Origin of the sequence: Pseudoblastomonas marina (genome assembly GCF_014641655.1) — a bacterium.
Taxonomy (GTDB): Bacteria; Pseudomonadota; Alphaproteobacteria; order Sphingomonadales; family Sphingomonadaceae; genus Alteriqipengyuania_A; species Alteriqipengyuania_A marina.
In genome coordinates this window covers 1,842,448-1,867,756 of sequence record NZ_BMID01000001.1, presented here as the reverse complement: position 1 = coordinate 1,867,756, position 25,309 = coordinate 1,842,448, and the positions used below count along the sequence as shown (strand labels likewise).

The window sequence follows — 25,309 nt, the reverse complement described above, 5'->3', positions numbered from 1 at the left end:
CGTCCGAAATGCAAAGAAGCCGCACCCGCCTAATGCGAGCGCGGCTTCGTGTCACGCCTCCAGGGCGCGCTGGGCGGGTGCCTTACTTGATCGCTTCGGAAAGGCCCTGGACGAAGTCCGCACCTTCGACGATCTCGGCGGTCGATGCCTTTACCGTGTCGCGGATCGGCTCGGCCCGGCCGCCAAGGCAGGTGGCGAGGAAATTCTCGGTCACCGCGTTGAAGGCGATGTTGTTGGACGGCTTGGCGAAGCCGTGGCCTTCATCCGGATAGAGCACGTAAGTCACCGGGATGCCCTTTTCCTTCATCGCCTCGACGATCTGGTCGCTTTCGGCCTGGTTGACGCGCGGATCGTTCGCGCCCTGGCCGATCAGCAACGGCTTGGTGATCTGGTCCGCCTTGTAGAGCGGCGAAGCGTCGATCAGCAGCTGCTTGCCTTCGGGCGTATTGGGATTGCCCATCCGCTCGTGGAACTGCGCGACCACCGGGGCCCAGTAGGGCGGGATGGTCGAGAGCAGCGTCTCGAGGTTGGACGGGCCGACGATATCGACACCGCAGGCGAAGGTTTCGGGCGTGTAGGTCAATCCGACCAGCGTGGCGTAACCGCCATAGGATCCGCCCATGATCGCGACCTTGTCCTCGATCGCGATGCCTTCGTCGATCGCCCACTGGGTGGCGTCGATCAGGTCGTCATGCATCGCTTTCGACCATTGCAGGTTCGAGGCGTTGATGAAGTCCTTCCCGAAGCCGGTCGAACCGCGATAGTTGACGCTCATCACCGCATAGCCGCGGTTGGCGAGCCACTGGTGATACGGATTGAACCCATAGCCGTCGCGCGCCCACGGGCCGCCATGCACCAGCAGCACCATCGGCACCGCCTCGTCGGGCTTGCCGTCGCCGTCGCTGTCGCTGCCCGGCGGGAGCGTGAGATAGGACGGCAGCGTCAGCCCGTCGCGCGATTTCAATTCGAGCGTGTGCATCGGCTGGAGCGGCGCGCCTTCGAGTTCGGGGCGGGTGACGTAGAGCTGGGTCAGCGTGTTCGCATCGCGATCGAACAGGAACGACTTGGCCGGGCCGACGACGGGGTCGTTGCCGACGATCCACTTGCTGTCGTCTTCGGTCCGCGAGCTGATCCCGAATTCCCCCGTCAGGTTGGCCTTGAGGAAATCGAGCGACGCGCCGATTTCGGGATCGAGCGCCTTCCATTCGTTCTTAAGGTAATTGACCGAATAGGCCTCGACCTCGCCGGTTTCCTGGTCGCGGATCGAACCGCCGATATCGGCGCGGTCATCTTCGGCGATCACGCGCGTCTCGCCGGTCTCGACGTCCATCGCGACCAGTGCGGCGGTGTTCCGCCCGCGGCTGTCGACCCAGTAGAGGGTCTTGCCGTCGGTGGTGAAGCCGGCCGGATTGGTGGTCAGCGAATCTTCCAGTTCGGTGCGACCGAACGGTTCTTCCTCGACCTCGTTGTCGACCACGCGGAAGAAATCCATCCCGCCATCGGCATTGGGACGGATCGCCAGCCGGACATCGAGATTGTCGTCGGCGACGAAGCCCGCATAGGCGTTGTTCTCGATCACCATTTCGAGTTCGCCGGTGTTGAGGTCGAGCAGGTGGACGTCGTGGAAGCGCGCGTCGCGGTTGTTGAGGCCGATGAGGATCTTGTCCTTGATCTTGTCCGACCCGCCGACGACGGTGACGCGAGTGTCTTCGAAATCGGTCAGCTTGATCTCGTCGCCGGTGTCGACGTTGATGCCGTAGAGCAGGAAGTTCTCGTCCCCGCCCTTGTCCTGGATGTAGAGCAGGCTCTGGCTGTCGGGGGCCCAGAAATACTGGCGGATCGGGCGATCGGTCGCCTTGGTCATCACGCGCGCGGCGTCGAGATCGTCGGCCGGTGCCAGCCACACGTTGAGTACGCCGTTGGACGGCGCAAGCCAGCTGATCCACTTGCCATCGGGGCTGATCTGGCCGGCGGCCTTGGTCGGATTGCCGAACAGCGCCTCACGCGGGATGAGCGTGGCGGCCTCGGAGGTCTGGGTCATGCTTGGGCTTTCATTGCTGGAAGTGGCGCCCGCAGCACCCGGCAGCGTCAACGCCATGGCGGCAAGCGTGCAGGTGGCGAGCAGTTTGAACTTGGTAGTCATCGTAACATCTCCCCTTGTTAAGCGACTTGGAAAGTAGACTTTACGTCATGACAAGTCCATTTGTCATCGACGAACGGGTCACAGGGCCGGATTGTTGTAGCTGTGCCAGGTCAGGATGGCCACTGCGCCGCGATGCGGGCGCCAATCATCGGCGAGGGCGCGCGTTTTCTTTTCGCTCGGGCGTTCCTCGAGCCGCAGGATCTTGCCGATCCCGGCCTGCACGGCGAGATCGCCGGCGGGCCAGATATCGCGGCGTCCCTCGGCGAACAGCAGGTAGATTTCAGCCGACCAGCGACCGATTCCCTTGATCCGGGTCAGCTCCTCGATCGCCGCCTCGTCGTCGGCCGGCAGGTTTTCGAGATCGAGCGCGCCGCTTTCGACCAGCTCGCACAGCGATCGCGCATAGCCCTGCTTCTGGCGCGACAGCCCGCAGGCGCGCAGCTCGTCGAAACTGCTGGCGAGGAGCCGGTCGGTCGGCGTGTCCTCGCCAAGATGCGCCTCGAGCTTGTTCCACATCGAGCTGGCGGCGGCGACGCTGACCTGCTGGCCGACGATCGTGCGCAGCAGCGTGCGGTAGCCGGTCGGGCGGATTCGCGCCTCCGGATAGCCGACCTTCTCCAGCGCGGCGGCGATAGCGGGCTCGCGCGCCGCAACCGCATCGATATCCTCGACCAGCTGCTCTTTCGTCAGGCCCATGCGCGCTCCTTGCCAAATCGGGAACCACACCCTAGCAGCCGCCGCGACTGGATTGCCATAGTTCGAGGACACACCATGCCGAAGCTTACCGTCGTCACCCGCGAAGGCGAAGAAAGCACGATCGAGGTCGAAAGCGGCCTGACCGTGATGGAAGCCATTCGCGACAACGGCTTCGACGAATTGCTGGCGCTCTGCGGCGGGTGCTGCTCGTGCGCGACCTGCCACGTCCATGTCGATCCCGAGCATTTCGGCAAGCTCGACCCGGTGAGCGAAGACGAGGACGACCTGCTCGAAAGCACCGACCACCGGACCGAATATTCGCGCCTGTCCTGCCAGATCCCGTTCAGCGAGGCGCTCGACGGGCTCAAGGTTCAGATCGCCCCCGAAGACTGAGCCCCGGATCGGCAAACGTCGCGTAACCGCGGGATTGACCGCGAGTCGAAAGGGCCTAGTCTGCGGCCATGGCCATTGCCGATACTCCTTCGTCCGGCGAACCGCCGCGGACTGCCCCCGGGCGCCGTAGCCAAGCGCTTTATCGCCTCCAGGTCGGTGGTATCGGGCTCGGCTTCATCCTGCTCGTCATCGGCATCGCCAATGCGGTGATCGATCGCGCGCAGGAGGTCGAGCAGACCGCCGTGCCCGAAGCCAAGATCGATCCGCCTGCGCCGACCGAGACCCCAGCGTCCGATCCGCTGGCCGAGATCGGTGTGGTTCCGTCGCCCGAACCGGCCACGCCGACCCCCACCACCAGTGCGACCGCCGACAATGTTTCGACCCCGCCGCCGAGCGAGTAGCCTCGCGGTCCTGGCCGCCGGCGCGCTTGCAGCCTGCAATCCGACCGTCGGAAACGAGGCGGCGGAGCCGCCTGCCGACCCGGTCGATATCGCGCTGTTCTCGACCCTGCCGATCGCGCAGCCCGAGGGGGTGGGCATGGCCGACCTGCTGTCGGCCGATGCGCCCTCGCACTGGGCCGTCGGTGTGCTTGCCGAACGCGGCGACTGGCGCGCGGTCGACTGGCTCGGCGAACGCGAGGACGGCTGGGACGCGTTGGCCGAGACCGATTTGCTGATCCTCGCCCAGCCGCGCCCGCTCGCGCCCGAGGAGAACGTCGCGCTCGATGATTTCGTGCGTGGCGGGGGAACCGTGCTGCTGTTCGCCGATCCCGGCCTGACCCAGGAGAGCAGCTATCCGCTCGGCGACCGACGCCGTCCGCCCGCGGGCGTGCTGCTGTCGCCGATCCTGTCGCGCTGGGGGCTCGAGCTTGTGCGCGACGAGGCCGACCGCGCGAGCGGCGTGGACTGGAACGGCGTGTCCCTTCCACTGTCGCGCGCCGGGCGCTTCCAGCTCGCCGAGGACGCCGGGGATTTTGCGGGAGACTGCACTGTGGAGGCCGACTCGCGGCTGGCGGACTGCGCGATCGGGAAGGGGCGGGTGTTGGCGTTGGCCGATGCTGCGCTGCTCGAGCCCGACCAAGGCGAAACCGCGGAAATCCGCGCCGCACTGCTCGACAAGCTGATCGAATCCGCGCTTCGACCATAGCCGGGGAATTCGCGGGACCGGCCCTTCGGTGCCGTGATCGGCTTACGTATTTCTCCCGAATTCCAGCACTTTCCGGTAACTTCTTGTTAACGATTGAAAATCGAGGCATTGAAATATATCGCGTAAAAACAGATACTTACCGAAGTATACCGCGATTTCCCGTAAAATTCCCTTTTTTCCCGCCTTTGTCCGGGGTACACAGTCGTTCCATCGGATGAGCTGATGATTCCGCGTGTTCCGTCCTTCGGCGGGGCCGCCCCGAAGCCGCACGCTTTCGGGAACGATGATGCTCGTCCGGTCGGGGAATTCGAACCGGGGAATGCGACGTGTCGCTTGGTGGAGGAAAATACAGCGGTCAGGGCTTTTCGCTTCGCGGCGAAAAGGGTCGCTATGTCCTGCCCCCGATTTTCCGCAAGGCAGTAAAGGACAGCTCGGAAGGGCGCATCCTGTGCCTCGCAAAGCACGAGCGCTGGAACTGCCTCGTCGGCTTCGGCCTCTCGCGCCGGCTCGAACTCGAAGCCCAGCTCGACCGCGAGGAGCGGATCGCGATCGATCGCGATCGCGATTTCGACCGCGACCTGCGCGCGATGCAATTGTTCGGTTTCGCCGAAATCCCGTTCGACGACAGTGGTCGGTTCGTGATGCCCGAGCACCTCGCCGGGCTCGGCAAGCTCGACGAGGACATCTATTTCCAGGGCGCCGGCAGCTTCTTCACGCTGTGGAACCCCGAACAGCTCTACGACCAAGGCGAAGGCTGGGAAGGCGCGCAGGCGGCCTGCCGCGCGCTCGCCGCCGAGGCTGCCGCCAAGGCGAAGGCAAAGAGCAAGGGGGGCGCGAAATGAACCTCGCCAACGGACCGCATATTCCCGTCCTGCTCGACGAGGTCGTCGCGGCTCTCAATCCCGTGCCCGGATCGGTCATCATCGATGCGACGTTCGGGGCGGGCGGCTACACGCGCGCGCTGCTCGATCGCGGCGCGACCGTGCACGCCTTCGATCGCGACCCTGATGCGATCGCCAAGGGCCGCGAATGGGCCGAGCACAAGGCCGATCCGCAGCGCCTCGTGCTCCATCCGCGCCGCTTCTCCGAAATGACCGCGGCGATGGCCGAGGTCGGCGTGGCGCAGGTCGATGGGATCGCGATGGATCTCGGCGTCTCCTCGATGCAACTCGACCAGGCCGAGCGCGGCTTCGCCTTCAGCTCGGACGGGCCGCTCGACATGCGGATGAGCAAGTCGGGCACCAGCGCCGCCGATTTCCTCAACGAAGCGGGCGAAAGCACGATTGCCGACGTGCTCTACCAATATGGCGAGGAGCGCCAGTCGCGCCGCGTGGCGCGCGCGATCGTCGCCGCGCGCCCGCTGCACACAACCGCCGATCTTGCCGCCGTGGTGCGCCGCGCGCTCGGTTACCGGCCCAATTCTCAGAAAAAAGGGGGCGCGCCCAAGGATCCCGCGACGCGCAGCTTCCAGGCGATCCGCATCCACGTGAACGGCGAACTCGACGAATTGCAGACCGCGCTCGGCGCCTCCGAACAATTGCTGCGCGGCGGCGGGCGGCTGGCGGTGGTCAGCTTCCACAGTCTCGAGGACCGGATGGTCAAGCGCTTCCTGCGCGCCGCCTCGGGCGGCCAGGCAGCCACCTCGCGCCACATGCCCGAGCGGCTCGACGATTTCCTCCCGACGTTCGAAAAGCCCGACAAGCCGGTCAAGCCGCTGCAGGGCGAGCTCGACCTCAACCCGCGCTCGCGCTCCGCGATCCTGCGCGCCGCGACTCGCACCGAAGCGCCGGCCAGAACGCAGGTCGGGGTCCCGGCATGATGGTCAACCGCTCCCACGTGAAGACCGCCGGTTGGGCCGCGGTCCTGCTCGGCTGCGCCAGCGCGGTGGCGATGCTGATGTTCAAGGTCAATGCGGTGCGTAGCGAAGTGCGCAACGCCGAAGAGCGCATCGTCGAGTTGCAGCGCGACAACCTCTATCTCGAAACCGAGTTCGAGACCCGCGCCAGCCAGCAGCAGCTCGCGGCGTTGAACCGGATGGAATTCGGCTATGTCGCGCCGGGGCCGGGTCAGTTCCTGCCCAATGAGCGCGCGCTCGCCGCCTTCGCCGAACCGCGCGCCGCGGGTGCGCCGCAGATGATCCGCGTGGCGCGTGGCGACATCGCGGATGTCGAACTCGCCTCCTTCTCGGGCGAAGTCGCCGAGGCGGTTGCCGACGACGAGCCCGAGGCGAAGCCGCGCGAAGAGAAGCCCACGGCCCAGCCGAGCTTCCAGCGCGCAGTGGTCGAGAAGGCCGAGGACGCTGCGAAGGAAAAGGCGCAGCCCAGCTTCGCCGCGCTGTTCGCAGACTACCGGCTCGACAAGGAAGCCTCCGAATGAGTGTGGCGCTGGGCGGGGTCGCGCAGGCATCGCCGGCGTTTCGCCTGCACCAGGAACGCCGCCGGGTGCTTTACCTCGCCAAGATTCGCGGCTTGTGGATCGCGCTGGTCTTCTTCGCCCTCGCGGTGGTCGCTCTGGCGCGCATTGCATGGCTCGGCGCGGTCGAGCCGGGCGCACAGCCGCTGTCGATGGCGCAGCGCCTCCTGCCGGAACGCGGCGAGATCGTCGACCGCAACGGCGTACCGCTCGCACGCGCCTTCCATGCCCGCGCGCTGTGGTACAACCCGCAGGCGATCGGCGATGGTGGCGCGCCGCTGGTCAAGTCGCCCGAGGCGGTCGCCAAGGCGCTTGCTGCGATCTTCCCCGAAGCCGACGAGGGCCGGCTGCTGCGCAAGCTCAAGTCGGGCAAGCCGACCTATCTCGCGCGGCGCATCCTGCCGCGGCAAATGGCGAAAGTGCACGCGCTGGGCGAACCCGCGCTCGAATACCCGCCCGAGAAGGAACGCTTCTATCCGCAGGGCTCGCTCGCGGCGCACGTGATCGGCTTCGTCGACGCCGACGGAGAGGGCAAGGTCGGGATGGAAGAGGCGCTGCAGGACCGGCTGCTCGATCCGGCCGGGCGCGGCGAACCCGTCGCATTGTCGATCGATGCGCGGGTGCAGGGCGCGCTCGAAGACGAGCTGATGGCGGGTATCGAAATGCACGAGGCGATCGGTGCGGCTGGCGTGATCCTCGACGTCGAGACCGGCGAGGTCCTGGCGCTCGCGTCCTTGCCCTCGTTCAACCCCAACCGGATCGATTCCGACGGCGCGCAGAACATCTTCAACCGCGTGACCAACCAGGTCTACGAGCTCGGCTCGACCTTCAAGCCGCTGTCGGTTGCGGCGGCGATCGAGGCGGGCACGGTCAAAAGCCTGGCGCGGCGCTATCCGGCGCGCGAGCCGCTCAAGGTCGGTCCGCACCGCATCCGCGACAGCCACGTGATCGGCGACAGCCTCAACGTGCCCGAAACGCTGATCCATTCCTCGAACATCGTCACCGCGCAGATCGCCGACGAGCTCGGCGTCGAGCGGCTCCAGAAGACGATGGTCGATCTCGGCATGTCGGTGCGTCCGGAAATCGAACTGCCGGCTCGCGGCCATCCGCTGTTCGAGACCAAGAAATGGTCGCGCATCCGCAACATGACCGTTTCCTACGGTCACGGAATCGCGGTTACCCCGCTGCACTTGGCCAGCGCCTATGCCGCGATGGTCAATGGCGGGATCTACCGCCCTGCCACGCTGATGAAACGCGCGCCCGGCGAATATGTCGAGGGTCGCCGCGTGTTCAGCCCCGCGACCTCGGCCAAGATGCGCCAGATGCTGCGGATGATCGTGGTCTACGGCACCGGACGCAAGGCCGACGCCGAAGGATTCCGGGTCGGCGGCAAGACCGGTTCGGCCGAAAAGCCGGGCAGCGGTGGATATCGCCGCACGAGCCTCGTATCGACCTTTGCAGCGGCGTTCCCGATGGATAGACCGCGCTACGTGATTATTGCGATGTTCGACGAGCCCACGGGCAATGCCTCCACCTACGGCCAGCGCACCGCCGGCTGGAATGCCGCGCCCGCGGTCGGCCGGATCGTCCCGCGGATCGGCCCGATGCTGGGCGTCGACCCCGATGCGACCCGCGATATCGACCTGTCCGACCTGAAACCCCTCGTCGTCACGGAGGGCTAGGCCATGCGTATCAGCCGTCTGTGCGAACGCGCCGGAATCGAATTTCCGGATGGTGCGGACGATGCCGAGGTCAATGCCTTCGCGATCGACCATCGCAAGGTCGCGCCGGGCACCGTGTTCGGCGCGTTCCAGGGCTACACGGTCAATGGCGAGGACTTCATCCCGCAGGCGATCGAGAGCGGCGCGATCGGGGTGATCGCGCGGCCCGAGGCCAAGGTCGAAGGCGCGCTCCACTTCGCCGACGACAAGCCGCGTCGCCTGTTCGCCCGGCTTGCCGGGGCGTTCTTCCGGCCGTTCCCCGAGACGATCGTCGCGGTAACCGGGACAAACGGCAAGACCTCGACCGCCGAGATGACGCGCCAATTGTGGCGCATGGCGGGCGAACGCGCGGCCTCGATCGGCACGCTGGGCGTCACGACTCCCGACGAAAGCGTTTCGACCGGGCTGACCACCCCCGACATCGTGACCTTCCTGTCGAACCTGCGCGGACTCGCGCGCGAGGGAACGACCCACGTTGCCTACGAGGCCTCCAGCCATGGCCTGTCGCAATATCGCAACGAGGGCGTGCCGGTGAAGGCGGCGGCGTTCACCAATTTCAGTCGCGATCACCTCGATTACCACGCCACGATGGAAGACTATTTCGAGGCCAAGATGCGGCTCGTCGAAAAGGTCCTCGATCCCGATGGTACGGCGGTGATCTGGGCCGACGATCCCAAATCGGCCGAGGTGATCGCGCGCGCGAAGGCGCGCGGTGTGAAGGTCATGACCGTCGGCGAGCAGGGCGAAGACATCGTGCTCGTGTCGCAGGCACCGACCGAGCTCGGGCAGGAAATCGTCGTCCGGCACGACGGGACCGAACGGAAGATCGCGCTGCCGTTGATCGGCGCCTACCAGGCCGCGAACGCGCTGACCGCAGCGGGGCTCGCACTCGCCACTGGCGGAAAGCCGGCGCAGGTGTTCGATGGGGTGGCAAGGTTGCAACCGGTCGCCGGGCGGCTCCAGCGTGCGGTGATCAGCCGCTCGGGCGCGCCCGCCTATGTCGACTATGCCCACACGCCCGATGCACTAGAAGCCGCGATCGCGGCGTTGCGACCGCACTGCAAGGGGCGGTTGACGGTCGTGTTCGGCGCGGGCGGCGATCGCGACCAGGGCAAGCGCGGTCCGATGGGTGAAGTCGCGGCGAAGGCCGCCGACCAGGTCATCGTGACCGACGACAATCCGCGCGGCGAGGACCCGGCGAGCATCCGGGCCGCGATTATGGAGGGCGCTCCGCAGGCGCGCGAGATCGGCGACCGGCGCGATGCGATCTGCACCGCGATCCGCGAGGCAACGCGCGGCGATATCGTGCTGATCGCGGGCAAGGGACACGAACAGGGCCAGGTGGTCGGCGCGGGCAAGGACGCACGCGTCCTCGCATTCGACGATGTCGACGTGGCGCGCGAATGTGCGGCGGAGGGATGATGGCGCACCCGGCGATCCTCGACTGGCCCGAACAGCCGTCCGACGACCTCCCGCTCGCGCTGTGGGATGCCGACGCGATTGCCTCGGCCACCGGCGGCACCGCGCATGGCAGCTTCCAGGTGTCCGGCGTGGAGATCGACAGCCGCGACGTGGGTGAGGGCGACCTGTTCGTCGCGCTCAAGGGCGCGGCAATGGATGGCCATCGATTCGTCGCGGGCGCGTTCGAACGCGGCGCGGCGGGCGTGCTCGTCTCTAAACCGGTCGACGGACCTCACGTGCTGGTGGACGATACGCAGGCCGCGCTCGAGGCGCTTGGTGCCGCGGCGCGTGCGCGAGCGGACATGCAGGTCGTCGGCGTCACCGGTTCGGTCGGCAAGACCTCGACCAAGGAGGCGTTGTTCGCCGCGCTCGACCGCGCCAGCCGCGGGGCGGCACATGCTTCGGTCAAGAGCTACAACAACCACACCGGCGTCCCGCTCTCGCTCGCGCGCACGCCCGCGCGAAGCCATTACGGCGTCTACGAAATGGGTATGAACCATGCGGGAGAGATCGCCGCGCTGACCACGCAGGTGCGGCCGCATGTCGCGCTGGTCACCGCGATCGCCCCCGCGCATATCGAGAACCTGGGCAGCGAGGAAAACATCGCGCGCGCCAAGGCGGAAATCTTCGAAGGGCTCGAACCGGGCGGGATCGCGATTGTCCCCGCCGACAGTCCGCATGCCGAATTGCTCGCCGGGGCGGCGCAAGCGGTCGGAGCCAGCGTGACCACCTTCGGTCTCGAGAGCGCCGCTGACATCAAGCTCCTCGAAAGCGTGACGACGCGCGATGGCGGGTCGCTCCTGACGGTCCAGGTGCGCGACCGACGACTGTGCTTCACGATCGGCAATCCGGGGCGACACTGGGTCTCCAACGCGCTGGCGGTGATCGCGGCCTGCGATGCGCTGGGCGCCGATCTCGGTGCGGCGGGTCTCGCGCTCGCCGAACTGCAGGGACTGCCGGGGCGCGGCGAGCGGCACGTCCTCCCGGTCGAAGGCGGCGAAGCGCTGCTGATCGACGAAAGCTACAACGCAAATCCGACCTCGATGCGCTCCGCGCTCGCGCTGCTCGGTGCGGTCGACGCAGACCGCCGGATCGCGGTGCTCGGCGCAATGGGCGAGTTGGGCGATCATTCGGACCGGTTCCACGCCGAGTTACTCGAGCCGATCCTCTCCGCACAGGTAGACCAGGCGATCCTGGTCGGGCCAGCGATGCGGCCGTTGGCCGAACGGCTGGGGACAGGCGAGGTCTCCGACCTTGGCAAAATGCCCCGCTTCACCCATTGCGACGATGCTTCCGCGGCGCAGGCGGCGCTCGACGAAATCGGTCTCGCCAATCGCGACGCGGTGCTGGTGAAAGGCTCGAATTCGGTCGGCCTGGCCGCGCTGGTCGCCGACCTGGTCGATGCGCCGGCCGATGGGGACTGACAGATGCTTTTCTTACTCGCCGAGTGGTTCGATTTTCCCGGCGCTGCCAATCTTATCCGTTACCAGACGTTCCGCGCCGGCGCGACGCTGTTCACCGCGCTGATCATCGGCCTGATCATCGGGCCGAAATTCATCGCCATGTTGCGCGTGCGGCAGGGCAAGGGCCAGCCGATCCGCGACGACGGGCCGCAGAGCCACCTCGCCAAGAAGGGCACGCCGACGATGGGCGGGCTGATGATCCTGATCAGCCTGACCGTGTCGATGCTGCTATGGATGGATCTCGCCAACCCGTTCGTGTGGGCCTGCCTCGCGGTCACGCTGGGCTTCGGCCTGATCGGCTTCATGGACGACTTCGACAAGGTAACGAAGAGCCATCATGCAGGGGTTTCCGGCAAGGTGCGACTCCTGCTGGAATTCATCATTGCCGGTATCGCGGTGTGGCTGATCGTGAGCAAGATCGACACCAATCTCTACATTCCGTTCCTGCCGAGTACCTATGTCCCGCTCGGGCCACTTTATTACGTCTTCGCCGCGGTGGTGATCGTGGGGGCGGGCAATGCCGTGAACCTCACCGACGGGCTCGATGGCCTCGCCACCATGCCGGTCATCATCGCTGCGGGCGCCTTCGCGGTAATCGCCTATCTCGCCGGCCGCGTCGACTATGCCGAATATCTCGGCATCCCCTATGTCGAGGGCGCGGGCGAGCTCGCGATTCTGTGCGCGGGGATCATGGGGGCGGGGCTCGCCTTCCTGTGGTTCAACGCCCCACCTGCCGCGGTCTTCATGGGCGATACCGGTAGCCTCGCTTTGGGCGGCGCGCTCGGCGCAATCGCGGTCGCGAGCCATCACGAGATCGTGCTCGGCATCGTCGGCGGGCTGTTCGTGCTCGAGGCCGTGTCGGTGATCGTCCAGGTCTTCTGGTTCAAGCGCACCGGCAAGCGCGTGTTCCGCATGGCGCCGATCCACCACCATTACGAGCAGATGGGCTGGAGCGAGAGCACGGTCGTGATCCGCTTCTGGATCGTCGCCATCGTCCTCGCACTGATCGGCCTGTCCACGCTGAAACTCCGGTGAAGGCGGATCGCGCCTTCGCAAGCAAGCGCTACGCCGTGCTCGGGCTTGCGCGCTCGGGTCGCGCAACCGTGCAAATGCTGGTCGACAGCGGGGCCGAGGTGACCGCCTGGGACAGCCGCGAGGAACCGCGCCAGCAGGTGCCCGACGGGGTCACGCTCGCCGATCCGCTCATGATCGACCTCAAGGGGTTCGACGGCGTGGTCGTCTCGCCCGGCGTGCCGCTCAACCGCCACCCGATCGTCGCCGCGGCCCAACGCGCGAACGTGCCGCTGATCGGCGATATCGAGCTGTTTGCGCAGATGCGCGACGAGCTTCCGCCGCACCGCGTCGTCGGGATTACCGGGACCAACGGCAAGTCGACCACCACCGCGCTGGTCCACCACCTGTTCGAACAGGCGGGCGTGCCGAGCCTGATGGGTGGCAATATCGGCAAGCCGATCCTCGGCGAGGATGCGCTCCCCGCGCACGGGGTCTACGTGCTCGAATTGTCGAGCTACCAGATCGATATCACGCAGACGCTGTCGTGCGACGTCGCGGCCTTGCTCAACATCACGCCCGACCATCTCGATCGTTATGCCGATTTTGCCGATTATGCAGGCGCCAAGGCACGACTGTTCGCGATGCAGGACGCCGATCGCCACGCTGTGTTCGGAATGGGCGATGCGCAGACGTGTGCGGTGGCCGTGCGCGAGCGGGCGCGCCGCGGCGAGGCGCTGGTGCACGAGGTCGAGGGAGCCGGGCTGGCGCATTTGCAGCATGACTGGCCCTCGCTGCAGGGACCGCACAACCTCCAGAACGTCGCGGTCGCGGTGGCGATCTGCGAGATCGTCGGCCTGACACCCGAACAGTGGCTTCCGGCGCTCAAGACATTTCCCGGCCTGCCGCATCGGATGGAACGGGTCGCCGAGCATCGCGGCGTGACTTTCGTCAATGACAGCAAGGCGACCAATCCGGCCAGTGCCGCACCCGCGCTCGCCGCCTTTCCGCCCGATCCTGCGCCGCGAATCCACTGGATATGCGGCGGCCTGCCAAAGGGCGACCGGCTCGATGAATGCGAACAGTATTTCGGCTACGTGAAGGCGGCGTACACGATCGGCGATGCCGGCCCTCGTTTCGCCGAGCTGCTCGCGTCCCATACCGATGTGACGCGTTCCGAAATGCTCGGCGACGCGGTGCGTGCGGCGATGGCGGCGGCGGATGAGGGCGATGTGGTTCTGCTCGCACCTGCCTGTGCAAGCTTCGACCAGTTCCGCGACTACGAAGCGCGCGGCGATGCCTTCCGCCAGATCGTGACGGCGCTGATCGAAGACCATTCGGAGGTCGCGTTGTGACCGAGATGTCGTCGCTCAGCCCCCAGCGCGGAAAGCTGCCGGTCGCCCGCCCTCGTTCGCGGATCGAGGAACTCGCCGTCTGGTGGCGAGAAGTCGACAAGTTCCTGCTCGGATTGATCGTCGCGCTCGCCGGGATCGGGATCGCGGCGGTGGCGGTGGCATCGCCCGCGACCGCGGCGGACCTGTCCACTGCGAGCGAACGGCTCGATCCGCTGCACTTTCTCTATCTCCACCTGCGCTGGCTGGTGGTCGGCTTCGCGGCGATGATCTTCGTTTCGATGCAATCCAAGCGCGACGTGCGGCGCGGTGCGCTGCTCGCGGCGGCGGGGTTTACCGGCCTGCTGCTGCTGGTCCCGATCGCCGGATACGAAGTCAACGGGGCGCAGCGCTGGATCCGGCTCGGCATGGGCGTCCAGCCGGCCGAGTTCCTCAAGCCCGCCTTCGCGGTCGCGCTCGCCTGGGTGCTGAGCTGGCGCCTGAAAGATCCCGGCATTCCTGTGGTCGGATTGGCGGTCGCCTATTTCGGGCTGATCGCGGCGCTGCTGATGATGCAGCCCGATTTCGGCTCGACGGTGTTGTTCGGCGGCGTACTCGGCGTGTTGATTCTCGTTTCGGGCGTACCGTTCCAGCGCTTCGCGATGTTCGGCGGCGCAGCCTTGGGTGCGCTGGCGCTCGTTCTCCTGCTTTACGAGAACGGGCGGAACCGCATCCTCGCCTTTTTCTCCGGCGGGACCGAGTTCGACCAGGTCGATCTTGCCGCGCGCACGCTCCGGGCGGGCGGCTGGCTCGGCACCGGGCCGTTCATGGGCGAACGCAAGATGGCGCTGCCCGAAGCGCATACCGACTATATCTTCTCGGTGATCGGCGAGGAATTCGGGCTGGTGACCTGCGGCATCGTCATCCTGGTCTATCTTGCGCTCGTGATCCGGATCCTCTCGCGCGTGGCCGACGAGGAGGACCTGTTCGCGGTGCTCGCATCGACCGGGCTGGTCGCGCTGGTCGGGGGTCAGGCCTTCATCAACATCCTCGTCAACCTCCAGCTGTTCCCTTCCAAGGGGATGACGCTGCCGCTGATTTCCTATGGCGGCTCCTCGACCATCGCGCTTTTCCTGGCGCTCGGAATGTTGCTCGCACTCACGCGGCGAAATCCCTATCTGAGCCGCGAAGGGCCGCTATGGGCCGATCGGGGAGACGACGCTTGACCACCGCCAACCGCCATTTCGTTCTCGCCGCCGGGGGGACCGGGGGACATTTGATTCCCGCCTTCGCGCTCGCCGACGAATTGCATGCGCGCGGCCATCACGTCGCGCTGGTCACCGACGAACGCGGCGACGCGATCCCGGGCAAGCCCGATTATCTCGAAACGCATGTCGTCCCCGCCGGGCGCTTCTCGAAGAACCCGATCCAGCTCATCAAGGGGATTCGCGCGGTTCTGGCAGGGCGCAAGATGGCGCTGAGGCTGTTCGAAAGCTTCGAACCCACCGCGGTGGTCGGGTTCGGAGGCTATCCCTCGCTCCCGACCCTGCTGGCTGCGCGCAAGGCGAAGGTCCCGGCGGTGCTGCACGAACAGAACGCCGTGCTCGGCCGCGTCAATCGCCTGCTCGCGGGCGGGGTCGATGCGATCGCGACCAGCTACCGGGAGACCCGGCGGCTCGACGACAAGCATCGCTACAAGGTCGAACTGACCGGCAACCCGGTGCGCAAGGAAGTGCTCGCGCTGCGCGACGAACCGTTTCCCCCGGTGTCCGAAGACAGCCTGCTGCGTGTGCTGGTGACCGGCGGCAGCCAGGGTGCGCGAATCCTGTCCGAGGTCGTGCCCGATGGCCTGGCCATGCTTCCCAATGCGCTCCGCAGCCGGTTGCAGGTGGTCCAGCAATGTCGCCCCGAAGATATCGAGGCGGTGCGCGAACGCTATGCCAGCCACGAGATTCCGGCGGAGCTCGGCACGTTCTTCGAGGACATGCACGAGCGGCTGGCGCGCGCGCACCTGTTTATCGGGCGTGCGGGCGCCTCGACCATCGCCGAACTCACCACGGTGGGGCGACCGGCGATCCTTGTCCCGCTGCCGATCGCGACCGACGACCACCAGGCCGTCAATGCACGCGAAATGGTCAAGGCTGGCGGGGCGCGCGCGATCCGGCAGGAAAATTTCGTTGCCAAGGAGCTGGCCAAACAGATCAAGGCGCTGGCCGAACGCCCCGATGCGCTGGCCAACGCCGCCCATGCCGCGTGGAATTGCGGCCATCCCAAGGCCGCACAGAAGCTTGCCGACCTCGTCGAGGGGTTCGGCGGTGCGCCGTTGATGGACGTGATCCGCATGGGAGACAGCACCGAAAGAGAGGTTTCGGGCGAAATGCAGGGAGCGGGGGCATGAGCGGCGCGGGCAATTTGCCGATGGGCGGCATGCGCGATATCGGCACGATCCATTTCGTCGGGATCGGCGGGATCGGCATGTCGGGCATCGCCGAGGTCATGCACAATCTCGGCTACAGCGTACAGGGCTCGGACATCGCCGAGAGCGCGCGTGTGGTCTCGTTGCGCGATGCGGGAATCCCCGTCGCGATCGGCCATTCGCCCGACAATCTGGGCGATGCGGCGGTGGTGGTGACTTCGACCGCGGTGAAGCGCACCAATCCCGAAGTCGCCGCCGCGCTGGAGAAGCGTATCCCCGTGGTCCGCCGCGCCGAAATGCTCGCCGAGCTGATGCGCCTGAAGCGCACGGTCGCCGTCGCGGGCACCCACGGCAAGACCACGACCACCAGCATGATCGCCGCGCTGCTCGATGCGGGCGGGGTCGACCCGACCGTGATCAATGGCGGGATCATCAACCAGTACGGCTCGAACGCCCGGCTCGGCGATAGCGACTGGATGGTTGTCGAAGCCGACGAGAGTGACGGCAGCTTCCTGCGGCTCGACGGGACGATCGCGGTCGTCACCAATATCGATCCCGAGCACCTCGATCACTACGGCGGCTTCGATGCGGTCAAGAAGGCGTTCGTCGAGTTCATCGAGAACGTCCCGTTCTACGGAGCGGCGATGCTGTGCGTCGACCATCCCGAGGTCCAGAACATCATTCCGATGGTGCGCGATCGCCGCGTGGTGACCTACGGTTTCTCCGCGCAGGCCGATGTGCGCGGCCAGAACATCCGCCCGACCGCGACCGGCAATCGCTTCGACGTGGTGATCCGAGACCGCGATGGCAGCGAGCGCACGATCAGCGATATCGACCTGCCCATGTCGGGGCGGCACAATGTCCAGAACGCGATCGCCGCGGTCGCCGTGGCCGCCGAGATGGGCTGTGCGGACGAATATATCTGCAACGGCTTCGACCAGTTCGGCGGGGTCAAGCGACGCTTTACCAAGGTCGGCGAGGTGGCCTGCGAGGGCGGCAGTGCGACGGTGATCGACGATTACGGCCATCACCCGGTCGAGATCCGGGCCGTCCTTTCCGCCGCCCGCGAGAACGTCGCCGCGGCGGGCGAGGGCGGACGCGTGATTGCGGTGTGCCAGCCCCACCGCTACACCCGCCTGCGCGACCTGATGGGAGATTTCCAGGGCGCCTTCAACGATGCCGACATGGTGTTCGTGACCCCAGTCTACGAGGCGGGCGAGGACCCGATCGAGGGCGTCGACGCCGCCGCGCTGGTCGCTGGCTTGCGCGATCGCGGTGCGCGGGCGGCCGAGGAAGTCGCCGACGAAGAGGCGCTCGCGACCCGACTGGCCGAGGAAGTGCGCGCGGGCGACCTCGTGGTCTGCCTCGGCGCCGGAGACATCACCAGGATCGCTGCCGGGCTGGCGGACGCGATCGAGGAGCGAAAAGACAAGTGATCGATCAGCCCGACGACTGGAAAGGCGAATGCTCGAACGACGCCCCCGATTGCACGAGCGACGAGGCGATGGTCGCGCGCGTGCCCGAAAGCGCGGCACGCGGCTCGCTGACCAAATGTGCGCCGCTTGCCAAGCTGGTCTGGTTCAAGAGCGGCGGCACGGCCGACTGGCTGTTCGAACCCGCTGACCTCGATGACCTCCGCACCTTCCTCTCGCGGCTCGACCCAGCCGTGCCGGTGATGCCGCTCGGGCTTGGCTCGAACCTGATCGTGCGCGACGGCGGGGTCCCCGGCGTGGTGATCCGCCTCGGCAAGCCGTTTTCGGGCTGCGAGATCGAGGACGGCAACGTGGTCAGGGCGGGCGGCGGTACGCCCGGTATCCTCGCCGCATCCTCGGCCCGCGATGCGGGGATTGCGGGGCTCGAGTTCATGCGCGGCATCCCCGGCACGGTTGGCGGTTTCGTGCGAATGAACGGCGGCGCCTATGGCCGCGAAGTGGCCGACGTGCTGGTCGATTGCACCGTGGTGATGCGCAATGGCGACAGCATGGTCCTTCCGGCCGAGGCGCTGCGCTATTCCTATCGCCATTCCGAACTGCCCGACGGCGCGGTGGTCGTTTCTGCCCGCTTCAGGGGCGAGCCGGGCGATCCCGAGGAGATCGGCGCGGAAATGGACCGGATCGCCGAAGCGCGCGAGCAATCGCAGCCGCTGCGGACCAAGACCGGCGGTTCGACCTTCAAGAACCCCGAAGGCGGGAAGGCGTGGCAATATGTCGACGCCGCCGGTTGTCGGGGCCTGACCATGGGCGGAGCGCAGGTGAGCGAAAAACACACCAATTTCCTGATCAATACCGGCGATGCGACCAGTGCCGATATCGAGGGGCTGGGCGAGGAAGTCCGCCGCCGCGTGCGCGCCGACAGCGGCGTCGACCTCGAATGGGAAATCCAGCGCGTGGGGCGGCCATGACTGATCTGCCCCGTCTCCACGTCGCCGTCCTGATGGGCGGCTGGGCGAACGAGCGCCCGGTGTCGCTGATGAGCGGGGAGGGCGTCGCCAAGGCGCTCGAAGCCAATGGGCACACGGTCACGCGGATCGACATGGATCGGCAGGTCGCGGCGCGCATAGCCGAGGCCGCACCCGATGTCGTCTTCAACGCGCTTCACGGCGTGCCGGGCGAGGATGGCAGCGTGCAGGGCATGCTCGACCTGATGGGCATCCCCTATACCCACGCGGGTCTCGCCGCCTCGGTCATCGCGATCGACAAGCAGCTGACCAAGCAGGCGCTGGTACCGCACGGCATTCCGATGCCCGGCGGGCGCATCGTCAAGAGCGCCGAGGTGCACGAGCGCGATCCGCTGCCGCGCCCCTACGTCCTCAAGCCGGTGAACGAGGGCAGCTCGGTCGGCGTGGCGATCGTCACCGACGAAAGCAATTACGGCAATCCGATCGCGCGTGATGCGAAGGGTCCGTGGCAGGATTTCCGCGAACTGCTCGCCGAGCCGTTCATTCGCGGGCGCGAACTCACCGTCGCGGTGCTCGACGATGGCACGGAAGCGCGCGCGCTCACCGTGACCGAGTTGAAGCCCAAGGCGGGCTTCTACGATTTCGATGCCAAGTACACCGACGGGCTGACCGAGCACGTCTGCCCCGCCGAAATCCCCGAGCGGATCGCCGAACTTTGCAAGGCGCACGCGCTTTCCGCGCATCGCCTGCTGGCCTGTCGCGGCACCAGCCGCACCGATTTCCGTTGGGACGACGAGCAGGGCGAAGACGGTCTGTTCGTGCTCGAAACCAACACCCAGCCGGGCATGACGCCTTTGAGCCTCGTGCCCGAACAGGCGCGGCATTGCGGCATCTCCTACGAGGAACTGGTCGAGGCGATCCTCGCCGAAGCCTGGAGCCGCCAGTCGGCGGAGGTGGAGCGGGCCGATGGCTAGGGTCAAGCGCAAGGCTACACCCGCGCGCACCACGGCGCGGCGCAAGAACACGCGCGCCAAGGCGAGCGCGGCGCGCAGGAAATCGGCCTCGGTGCTCGATACCGCACTGGGCGCGATCCCGCTCAGCCAGAAACAATGGCAGGGCGTGTTCGCGGCGCTGATCATCGCCGGCGGGCTGGCGCTGGCCTGGACCGTCGCGGTCGCGGCGGGTGTTCCGACCATGGCGCGCCACCAGGTCGCGGTCATCGCCCACGACGCCGGGTTCGAAGTGATCCGGGTCGACGTGCGCGGAACCGACAACCTCAACGAGCGGCGCGTCTACGACCGGGTGCTCGATCTCGAGCAGCGCGCATTGCCGCTGGTCGATCTCGACATGCTGCGCGAAGACCTGCTGACCCTCCCCTGGGTCGAGGATGCGCGCGTGTCGCGCCAGCTGCCCGATACGCTGGTGGTCGATATCGTCGAACGAGAACCGGTCGCGGTCCTCCGCAAGGCCGACCGGTTGGTGCTGGTCGACAGCGAAGGACGTGAACTCGATGTCGTGAGCCGCAAGGAGGCGGAGGATTACCTGATCCTCGCCGGGGCGGGCTCGGCTGAGCGGATCCAGCCGCTCGAACGCCTGCTGCAATCCGCGCCTGCGCTGCGCCCGCAGATCGCCGAGGCCGAATGGATCGGCAATCGTCGCTGGAACGTCCATTTCAAGACCGGGCAGGTGCTCGCGCTGCCCGAGGGCGAGCGACCCGCCTCGACCGCGCTGATCGAATTCGCCCAGCTCGACGGGCGCAACCGCCTGTTGGGGGGCAAGGCGACCAGTTTCGACATGCGCAACCCGCCACGCATCTACCTGCGCGAACCCGGCCGCGCCGAGCGTGCGCTCGAGGAGAAAGAGGAATAATGGCCGCGCCCAAACCGGGCCGCGTGATCGGCGCGGTCAATCTCGGCAGTTTCCGCGTTTCGGCGCTCGTCGCGCAGGTCGGCGAGGGCGGCGAGGTGACCGTGCTCGGCGCGCATCACCGCAAGGCCGACGGGTTTCGCCGCGGCTACGTGGTCGACATGAACGCCGCGAGCGCCGCCGTGCGCCACGTGATCGACCGCGCCGAACAGATCGCCGAGCGCAGCGTGCGCGAGGTCTGGGTTGGGTGTTCGGGTGCCGGCCTGCGCAGCGAGATCGTGCCCGCCGAGTGCGAGATCGGCGGACGCCGGGTCGAGGGCGAGGACGTCGAGACGCTGCTGCTGCTCGCGCGCGAGCGGATCGGGCGCGATCGCGGTCAGCTGCTCCACGCCCAGCCGGCGCTCTACACGATGGACGACGCGCAGGGCGTGCTCGACCCGGTCGGCATGCATGCCGAGCAGCTCGGCGTCCACGTCCACGCCGTGCTCGCCGATCCGGCGCCGATCCGCAACATGCGCGAAGTCGTCCAGAATGCGCATTACGACGTAGCCGGGATCGTCGCCTCGCCGATCGCCGCGGCGCAGGCCTGTCTTACCGAGGAGGAGCTCGACCTCGGCTGCGCGCTGGTCGAATTCGGCGGAGAAGTGACCACCATCGCGTTGTTTTCGCGCGGAAAGCCGGTCGGCCTGCAGACCATCACCTGGGGCTCGGCCGACATGACCGAGGCGATCGCCTCAAGCTTCGGCATTCGCCGCGGGCAGGCCGAGCGGTTGAAATGCGTCCACGGTTCGGCGCTCGCCTCGCTCGCCGACCACAAGGAAATGCTGCCGATCGTCGGGCTCGAGGCCGAAGGCGACGCGGGCGAGGAGGCCGGCACCATCGCCCGCGCCGATCTCGTTGCCGTCGTCGGGCAGGAATTGGCGCGTTTCACCGCCGATGTCGGGGCCGCACTGAAGCGCATGGGCGGCAATGCCGGGGCGGGTCGGCAGATCGTGCTCACCGGCGGCGGTTCGGAACTGGCGGGGATCGCCGATTACATGCAGGGCGCGCTGGGACGCCCCGTTCGACTGGGCAAGCCGGGCTTCGTGCGCGGCATGGCGGAAGCGCATTCGGGGCCCGGATTCGCGACGCTCGCGGGCCTCGCCCTCCATGCCGCGAACCCGCCGATGGACCTTCGGGCCCTGCGCGGAGGCGGCGAAAGCAGCGGGGGCAGCGGCCCGCTGGGCATGGCGAAACGCATCTGGCGCATCATGAAGGACGGATTCTAGGCGATTCCCCTGCTTGAGACAGTGGATTAGTCGCCGATATGTTTTGGAACAGCACATGGCATTGTGCCATTGCTATGAGTGAATACCCCCTGGTGAGAGCTGCGTGCTTTCAGGAGAGAATGGAATGAGCATCAATATCGCCCCGGCAGACATGGACGAACTGCGTCCTCGCATCGTCGTCATCGGCGTGGGCGGCGCGGGCGGCAACGCGATCACCAACATGATCGATGCCGATATCGAGGGCGTCGACTTCGTCTACGCGAACACCGACGCACAGGCGCTCAACAGCTCCGTCGCCGAAACCCGCATCCAGCTCGGTCCCGAACTGACCAAGGGGCTGGGCGCGGGCGCGCGGCCCGAAGTCGGCCGTGCTGCGGCGGAAGAAACGATCGAGGAAATCGAAAAGGCGCTCGAAGGCGTCAACATGGTCTTCATCGCGGCCGGCATGGGCGGCGGCACCGGCACCGGCGCCGCACCTGTGATCGCCGAAACCGCGCGCAAGATGGGGATCCTCACTGTCGGCGTGGTGACCAAGCCCTTCCTGTTCGAAGGCACGCGGCGCATGCGCTCGGCCGAACAGGGGATCGACCAGCTGCAGGACCATGTCGACACGCTGATCGTCATCCCCAACCAGAACCTGTTCCTCGTCGCCAAGGCCGAGACGACCTTCAAGGAAGCGTTCCAGCTTGCCGACGAGGTGCTGCAGCAGGGCGTCCGCTCGATCACCGACCTGATGGTGATGCCCGGCCTAATCAACCTCGACTTCGCCGACATCCGCTCGGTGATGCAGGAAATGGGCAAGGCCATGATGGGCACCGGCGAAAGCGAGGGCGAAAGCCGCGCGCTCGAAGCGGCCGAAATGGCGATCGCCAATCCGCTGCTCGACGGCGTCTCGATGCAGGGCGCCCGCGGGGTCATCATCTCGATCATCGGCGGCGAGGACATGCGCCTGCTCGAAGTCGACGAGGCCGCCAACCACATCCGCGAGCTCGTCGATCCCGATGCCAACATCATCTGGGGCTCGGCGTTCAACCCCGACCTCGAAGGCAAGATCCGCGTCTCGGTCGTGGCGACCGGGATCGACGGCCATGTCGCGGGCGCGCATGACGGCGGTCGTGCGGCGCGTACCCCGTCGCCGGCGTCCCGCGTGCCCGAGCCGGTCAAGAAGGAACCGGTGCCCGAACCCGAGATCACCTACGAAGCGCCCGAACCGCAGGAGGCCTCGCCCGAGCCCGCCGATGCCGGGTTCGGCGACTCCCCGCTCGCACGCCGTGGCGAGGCGAAACCGGTCGACGACCTCGACACCAATGAGGGCTTCGACGGCGGCGATGATTATTCCGGCGCGTCGGACGACGCGGTGCCGCCACCGGCCGACGACAGCGGCTACACCGCGCCCGGAGAAGACCATGGCTTCTCCGACGACGAGGACGAACCGCTCGACCTGTCACTCGATTTCGCCGAGGACGAGGAAGGCGAAGACGACGTCAACGAGGATGCCTATGCCGACCTGACCGGCGGTGGTCTTCCGCGCATGCCCAATAGCATCGACGAGGTCGAGGACGAGGGCGAAGACGAATTGCTGCTCGACGCCTCGCGGCTCGCCGAATGCCGCGATGACGAGGCGGGCACGCCGTCCCCAGCTCCCGAACCCGCACCGTCCGCCGCCGACGGCCTCGGCGGGACCTCGGCAGGTGGGGCCCCGGCCCAGCCTTCGGGCGGTCCGCCAGTTCCGGGCGGTGGCAGCACGCTGTTCGAACGCATGGCCAACCTGTCGCGCGGCGGGGGCAAGTCCTCGTCGGAACCGGAAAAGGGCGCGGGGGAAGACGAGGAGGAGGACGACAATGGCGCCGTCAATATTCCGCGCTTCCTCGGTCGCCAGAACAACCAGTAAGCCGCTGCGCACGACGCTCGCCGCGCTGGCCTGTGCCGGGGCGGCACTGGTCCTGCCTGTCGCCATCCAGGCGCAGGAAGTCGTCCAGCGACTTCCGAGCGCCGAGGAGCGCGCGCTCACCGAAGCCCTGCAGACATTGGCGCGCAACCCGAACGAACGGCGCGCGCTGCTGACGGCCGGGCGCTCGGCGCTGGCGCTGGGCGATACCGACGCGGCGCTGGGTTTCTTCTCGCGCCTGCGCGATCTCGATCCGGGCAGCAGCGACGCGCTGGCGGGGTTGGCAGCGGTCCAGGTCCGGCGAAACGAGCCGGTGCTGGCGCTCAGCCTGTTCGATAATGTCGGGGACGACGCGCTGCGCGATCTCTCGATCGTCGCCGAACGCGGGCTGGCCTATGACCTGGTCGGCGACCAGGCCCGCGCGCAGGCGATCTATCGCGAGGCCCTCGCCGTGACCCGTTCGGAGGAACTCGTCCGGCGGCTGTCGCTCAGCCAGGCGATCGCGGGCGATCGTGAAGCCTCCGAAGCCACCCTGCTGCCGCTGTTGCAACGACAGAACAAGGCGGCATGGCGGACGCGCGCCTTCGCGCTGGCGATCCTCGGCGCGAGCGACGAGGCGGTCACGGTCGCCAATGCGGTCATGCCCGCCGGGCTCGCGCGCGAGATGGAGCCATTCCTGCGGATCATGCCGCGGTTGACAGCCGCCCAGCAAGCGGCGGCCGCCAATCTCGGACAGTTTCCGCGCTCGAGCCAGATCGGTCGCGATACGCCCGAGATCGCGGCCTATGTCCGCAGCCCGCAATCGGCGGCGCAGGGGCGGCGACAGCCCGGTGACGGCCTGGTGCCGCAGGGCCAGCCCTTCGGGCCGGATGCAGGAACGACGCAGGCCAGCCGCCCCGAGCCAGCGGACGCAGTCACGCGCGACAGCGATGGTGAAGTGCTTGCCCGGCAGGCGACGACGCTGCGCGATCGCCAGTCTCGAACAGCGGTCCCGCGCGAACGTACCGATTCGGCGCCAGCGGCAGATCCGGCTCCGTCGAACCCGGAGACGCGTGCAGGCGAAGTCTCGCGCTCCACCCTGCCGACACAGGAGCAGGGCGCCGCGGCGCCGGTCGAGCAGCCGGTGCAGCCAAGCGCGGGATTCGACCTGTCGCAGGTGCCGTCGACGACGCGCGAAGAGCCGATTGCTGAACCCGAACCCGATTTCGCCAGCGCATTCGGCGATTTCGCGAGGCCGACGGTCGATCCGGATGCGTCGGAGGGCGGGGTCGACGTGACCGGGATCGAACCTGCGCGCCCGCAGCCCGAAGACCCCCCGCCGCCACCGAACCCCGCGCGAATCTGGGTCCAGCTCGGAATCGGTCGCGACGTCGATGCGCTGGCCTTCGACTGGCGCCGGCTCCAGCGACGCCATTCGCAGCTCGAGGGCCGCGATGGCTATCGAGCTGGGCTGGGCCAGACCAACCGGATGGTAACTGGCCCCTTCGCGTCGCGCGCGGAGGCCATGGACTTGGTTAATGCGCTCAAGGAAGCGGGGCATGACAGCCTTGTCTGGCGGTCCGAAGATGGCGAGGAAGTGATCCTCCTGCCCGACCGTTGAGCTGCTCCGTGGATTGCGACGCAGGGTAGTTATCCCCAGTTCCTGCCGGGCTTTTCCACAGCGATACCACAGGCTTATCGAGTTATACGCAGCTGC

At 67.2% G+C, this 25,309-nt stretch carries 22 protein-coding genes; 20 read left to right on the top strand and 2 right to left on the bottom strand.

Annotated elements, in window-relative coordinates; genetic code table 11:
* Nucleotides 1-82: 82 nt before the first annotated feature.
* Both IEW49_RS09185 and IEW49_RS09180 read right to left on the bottom strand, forming a co-directional pair.
* On the bottom strand, nucleotides 83-2,143 hold the full coding sequence (locus IEW49_RS09185) for a S9 family peptidase (protein WP_308419698.1): 2,061 nt from the start codon (nucleotides 2,141-2,143) through the stop codon (nucleotides 83-85).
* A gap of 78 nt (nucleotides 2,144-2,221) precedes the next feature.
* Complete coding sequence (locus IEW49_RS09180; protein ID WP_188642386.1) at nucleotides 2,222-2,839, bottom strand: DNA-3-methyladenine glycosylase family protein; 618 nt, start codon at nucleotides 2,837-2,839, stop codon at nucleotides 2,222-2,224.
* A 75-nt stretch (nucleotides 2,840-2,914) separates the two neighbouring features.
* Here IEW49_RS09180 and IEW49_RS09175 point away from each other — a divergent pair, with 75 nt between their 5' ends.
* The 20 genes from IEW49_RS09175 (at nucleotide 2,915) to IEW49_RS09080 (ending at nucleotide 25,213) form a co-directional block, all read left to right on the top strand.
* Nucleotides 2,915-3,232, top strand: a complete 318-nt coding sequence (locus IEW49_RS09175; protein WP_188642385.1) for a 2Fe-2S iron-sulfur cluster-binding protein — start codon at nucleotides 2,915-2,917, stop codon at nucleotides 3,230-3,232.
* Between the two features lie 68 nt (nucleotides 3,233-3,300).
* The gene (locus tag IEW49_RS09170) at nucleotides 3,301-3,633 is read left to right on the top strand and encodes a hypothetical protein (protein WP_188642384.1); all 333 of its coding nucleotides are present in this window, start codon (nucleotides 3,301-3,303) and stop codon (nucleotides 3,631-3,633) included.
* Entirely contained in the window at nucleotides 3,605-4,378 is a 774-nt protein-coding gene (locus tag IEW49_RS09165; RefSeq protein ID WP_188642383.1) for a Gldg family protein, read from the top strand. Before IEW49_RS09170 ends, IEW49_RS09165 begins: the two co-directional genes overlap by 29 nt.
* A gap of 326 nt (nucleotides 4,379-4,704) precedes the next feature.
* Nucleotides 4,705-5,220, top strand: coding sequence for a division/cell wall cluster transcriptional repressor MraZ (locus IEW49_RS09160; RefSeq protein WP_188642382.1), 516 nt, complete (start codon nucleotides 4,705-4,707; stop codon nucleotides 5,218-5,220).
* Nucleotides 5,217-6,197: a 16S rRNA (cytosine(1402)-N(4))-methyltransferase RsmH gene (gene rsmH, locus IEW49_RS09155; RefSeq protein WP_188642381.1), complete on the top strand. Its 981-nt coding sequence runs from the start codon at nucleotides 5,217-5,219 to the stop codon at nucleotides 6,195-6,197. Before IEW49_RS09160 ends, rsmH begins: the two co-directional genes overlap by 4 nt.
* On the top strand, nucleotides 6,194-6,754 hold the full coding sequence (locus tag IEW49_RS09150) for a hypothetical protein (RefSeq protein ID WP_188642380.1): 561 nt from the start codon (nucleotides 6,194-6,196) through the stop codon (nucleotides 6,752-6,754). Before rsmH ends, IEW49_RS09150 begins: the two co-directional genes overlap by 4 nt.
* Nucleotides 6,751-8,472: a peptidoglycan D,D-transpeptidase FtsI family protein gene (locus tag IEW49_RS09145; RefSeq protein WP_188642379.1), complete on the top strand. Its 1,722-nt coding sequence runs from the start codon at nucleotides 6,751-6,753 to the stop codon at nucleotides 8,470-8,472. Before IEW49_RS09150 ends, IEW49_RS09145 begins: the two co-directional genes overlap by 4 nt.
* A gap of 3 nt (nucleotides 8,473-8,475) precedes the next feature.
* Nucleotides 8,476-9,933, top strand: coding sequence for a UDP-N-acetylmuramoyl-L-alanyl-D-glutamate--2,6-diaminopimelate ligase (locus tag IEW49_RS09140; RefSeq protein WP_188642378.1), 1,458 nt, complete (start codon nucleotides 8,476-8,478; stop codon nucleotides 9,931-9,933).
* On the top strand, nucleotides 9,930-11,396 hold the full coding sequence (locus IEW49_RS09135; RefSeq protein ID WP_188642377.1) for a UDP-N-acetylmuramoyl-tripeptide--D-alanyl-D-alanine ligase: 1,467 nt from the start codon (nucleotides 9,930-9,932) through the stop codon (nucleotides 11,394-11,396). Before IEW49_RS09140 ends, IEW49_RS09135 begins: the two co-directional genes overlap by 4 nt.
* 3 nt (nucleotides 11,397-11,399) lie before the next feature.
* On the top strand, nucleotides 11,400-12,470 hold the full coding sequence (gene mraY, locus IEW49_RS09130; RefSeq protein ID WP_188642376.1) for a phospho-N-acetylmuramoyl-pentapeptide-transferase: 1,071 nt from the start codon (nucleotides 11,400-11,402) through the stop codon (nucleotides 12,468-12,470).
* The gene (gene murD / locus IEW49_RS09125; RefSeq protein ID WP_188642375.1) at nucleotides 12,467-13,801 is read left to right on the top strand and encodes a UDP-N-acetylmuramoyl-L-alanine--D-glutamate ligase; all 1,335 of its coding nucleotides are present in this window, start codon (nucleotides 12,467-12,469) and stop codon (nucleotides 13,799-13,801) included. Before mraY ends, murD begins: the two co-directional genes overlap by 4 nt.
* A gap of 5 nt (nucleotides 13,802-13,806) precedes the next feature.
* Nucleotides 13,807-15,003 carry an FtsW/RodA/SpoVE family cell cycle protein gene (locus IEW49_RS09120; RefSeq protein WP_188643167.1) on the top strand — a complete coding sequence of 399 codons (1,197 nt, stop codon included), beginning with the start codon at nucleotides 13,807-13,809 and terminating at the stop codon, nucleotides 15,001-15,003.
* Complete coding sequence (gene murG, locus IEW49_RS09115) at nucleotides 15,000-16,175, top strand: undecaprenyldiphospho-muramoylpentapeptide beta-N-acetylglucosaminyltransferase (protein WP_188642374.1); 1,176 nt, start codon at nucleotides 15,000-15,002, stop codon at nucleotides 16,173-16,175. The genes IEW49_RS09120 and murG overlap by 4 nt, the downstream gene beginning before the upstream one ends.
* Nucleotides 16,172-17,629, top strand: coding sequence for a UDP-N-acetylmuramate--L-alanine ligase (murC, locus tag IEW49_RS09110; protein WP_373282500.1), 1,458 nt, complete (start codon nucleotides 16,172-16,174; stop codon nucleotides 17,627-17,629). The genes murG and murC overlap by 4 nt, the downstream gene beginning before the upstream one ends.
* A 68-nt stretch (nucleotides 17,630-17,697) precedes the next feature.
* Nucleotides 17,698-18,594: a UDP-N-acetylmuramate dehydrogenase gene (gene murB / locus IEW49_RS09105; protein ID WP_188643165.1), complete on the top strand. Its 897-nt coding sequence runs from the start codon at nucleotides 17,698-17,700 to the stop codon at nucleotides 18,592-18,594.
* Nucleotides 18,591-19,565 (top strand): D-alanine--D-alanine ligase, encoded by a 975-nt coding sequence (locus tag IEW49_RS09100; protein WP_188642373.1) that lies wholly within the window; start codon nucleotides 18,591-18,593, stop codon nucleotides 19,563-19,565. The genes murB and IEW49_RS09100 overlap by 4 nt, the downstream gene beginning before the upstream one ends.
* Nucleotides 19,558-20,460 carry a cell division protein FtsQ/DivIB gene (locus IEW49_RS09095; RefSeq protein ID WP_188642372.1) on the top strand — a complete coding sequence of 301 codons (903 nt, stop codon included), beginning with the start codon at nucleotides 19,558-19,560 and terminating at the stop codon, nucleotides 20,458-20,460. Before IEW49_RS09100 ends, IEW49_RS09095 begins: the two co-directional genes overlap by 8 nt.
* Nucleotides 20,460-21,725 (top strand): cell division protein FtsA, encoded by a 1,266-nt coding sequence (ftsA, locus tag IEW49_RS09090; protein WP_188642371.1) that lies wholly within the window; start codon nucleotides 20,460-20,462, stop codon nucleotides 21,723-21,725. The genes IEW49_RS09095 and ftsA overlap by 1 nt, the downstream gene beginning before the upstream one ends.
* 124 nt (nucleotides 21,726-21,849) lie before the next feature.
* Nucleotides 21,850-23,616, top strand: coding sequence for a cell division protein FtsZ (ftsZ, locus tag IEW49_RS09085; protein WP_188642370.1), 1,767 nt, complete (start codon nucleotides 21,850-21,852; stop codon nucleotides 23,614-23,616).
* Nucleotides 23,567-25,213: a tetratricopeptide repeat protein gene (locus IEW49_RS09080; protein WP_188642369.1), complete on the top strand. Its 1,647-nt coding sequence runs from the start codon at nucleotides 23,567-23,569 to the stop codon at nucleotides 25,211-25,213. The genes ftsZ and IEW49_RS09080 overlap by 50 nt, the downstream gene beginning before the upstream one ends.
* The last annotated feature ends 96 nt before the right edge of the window (nucleotides 25,214-25,309 follow it).

Bases quoted from the DNA above. Each gene is read 5' to 3' on its own strand.
- IEW49_RS09185 (WP_308419698.1), bottom strand. From the start codon at position 2,143: ATGACTACCAAGTTCAAACTGCTCGCCACCTGCACGCTTGCCGCCATG.
- IEW49_RS09180 (WP_188642386.1), bottom strand. From the start codon at position 2,839: ATGGGCCTGACGAAAGAGCAGCTGGTCGAGGATATCGATGCGGTTGCG.
- IEW49_RS09175 (WP_188642385.1), top strand. From the start codon at position 2,915: ATGCCGAAGCTTACCGTCGTCACCCGCGAAGGCGAAGAAAGCACGATC.
- IEW49_RS09170 (WP_188642384.1), top strand. From the start codon at position 3,301: ATGGCCATTGCCGATACTCCTTCGTCCGGCGAACCGCCGCGGACTGCC.
- IEW49_RS09165 (WP_188642383.1), top strand. From the start codon at position 3,605: ATGTTTCGACCCCGCCGCCGAGCGAGTAGCCTCGCGGTCCTGGCCGCC.
- rsmH (WP_188642381.1), top strand. From the start codon at position 5,217: ATGAACCTCGCCAACGGACCGCATATTCCCGTCCTGCTCGACGAGGTC.
- IEW49_RS09150 (WP_188642380.1), top strand. From the start codon at position 6,194: ATGATGGTCAACCGCTCCCACGTGAAGACCGCCGGTTGGGCCGCGGTC.
- IEW49_RS09145 (WP_188642379.1), top strand. From the start codon at position 6,751: ATGAGTGTGGCGCTGGGCGGGGTCGCGCAGGCATCGCCGGCGTTTCGC.
- IEW49_RS09140 (WP_188642378.1), top strand. From the start codon at position 8,476: ATGCGTATCAGCCGTCTGTGCGAACGCGCCGGAATCGAATTTCCGGAT.
- IEW49_RS09135 (WP_188642377.1), top strand. From the start codon at position 9,930: ATGATGGCGCACCCGGCGATCCTCGACTGGCCCGAACAGCCGTCCGAC.
- mraY (WP_188642376.1), top strand. From the start codon at position 11,400: ATGCTTTTCTTACTCGCCGAGTGGTTCGATTTTCCCGGCGCTGCCAAT.
- IEW49_RS09120 (WP_188643167.1), top strand. From the start codon at position 13,807: ATGTCGTCGCTCAGCCCCCAGCGCGGAAAGCTGCCGGTCGCCCGCCCT.
- murC (WP_373282500.1), top strand. From the start codon at position 16,172: ATGAGCGGCGCGGGCAATTTGCCGATGGGCGGCATGCGCGATATCGGC.
- murB (WP_188643165.1), top strand. From the start codon at position 17,698: ATGGTCGCGCGCGTGCCCGAAAGCGCGGCACGCGGCTCGCTGACCAAA.
- IEW49_RS09100 (WP_188642373.1), top strand. From the start codon at position 18,591: ATGACTGATCTGCCCCGTCTCCACGTCGCCGTCCTGATGGGCGGCTGG.
- IEW49_RS09095 (WP_188642372.1), top strand. From the start codon at position 19,558: ATGGCTAGGGTCAAGCGCAAGGCTACACCCGCGCGCACCACGGCGCGG.
- ftsA (WP_188642371.1), top strand. From the start codon at position 20,460: ATGGCCGCGCCCAAACCGGGCCGCGTGATCGGCGCGGTCAATCTCGGC.
- ftsZ (WP_188642370.1), top strand. From the start codon at position 21,850: ATGAGCATCAATATCGCCCCGGCAGACATGGACGAACTGCGTCCTCGC.
- IEW49_RS09080 (WP_188642369.1), top strand. From the start codon at position 23,567: ATGGCGCCGTCAATATTCCGCGCTTCCTCGGTCGCCAGAACAACCAGT.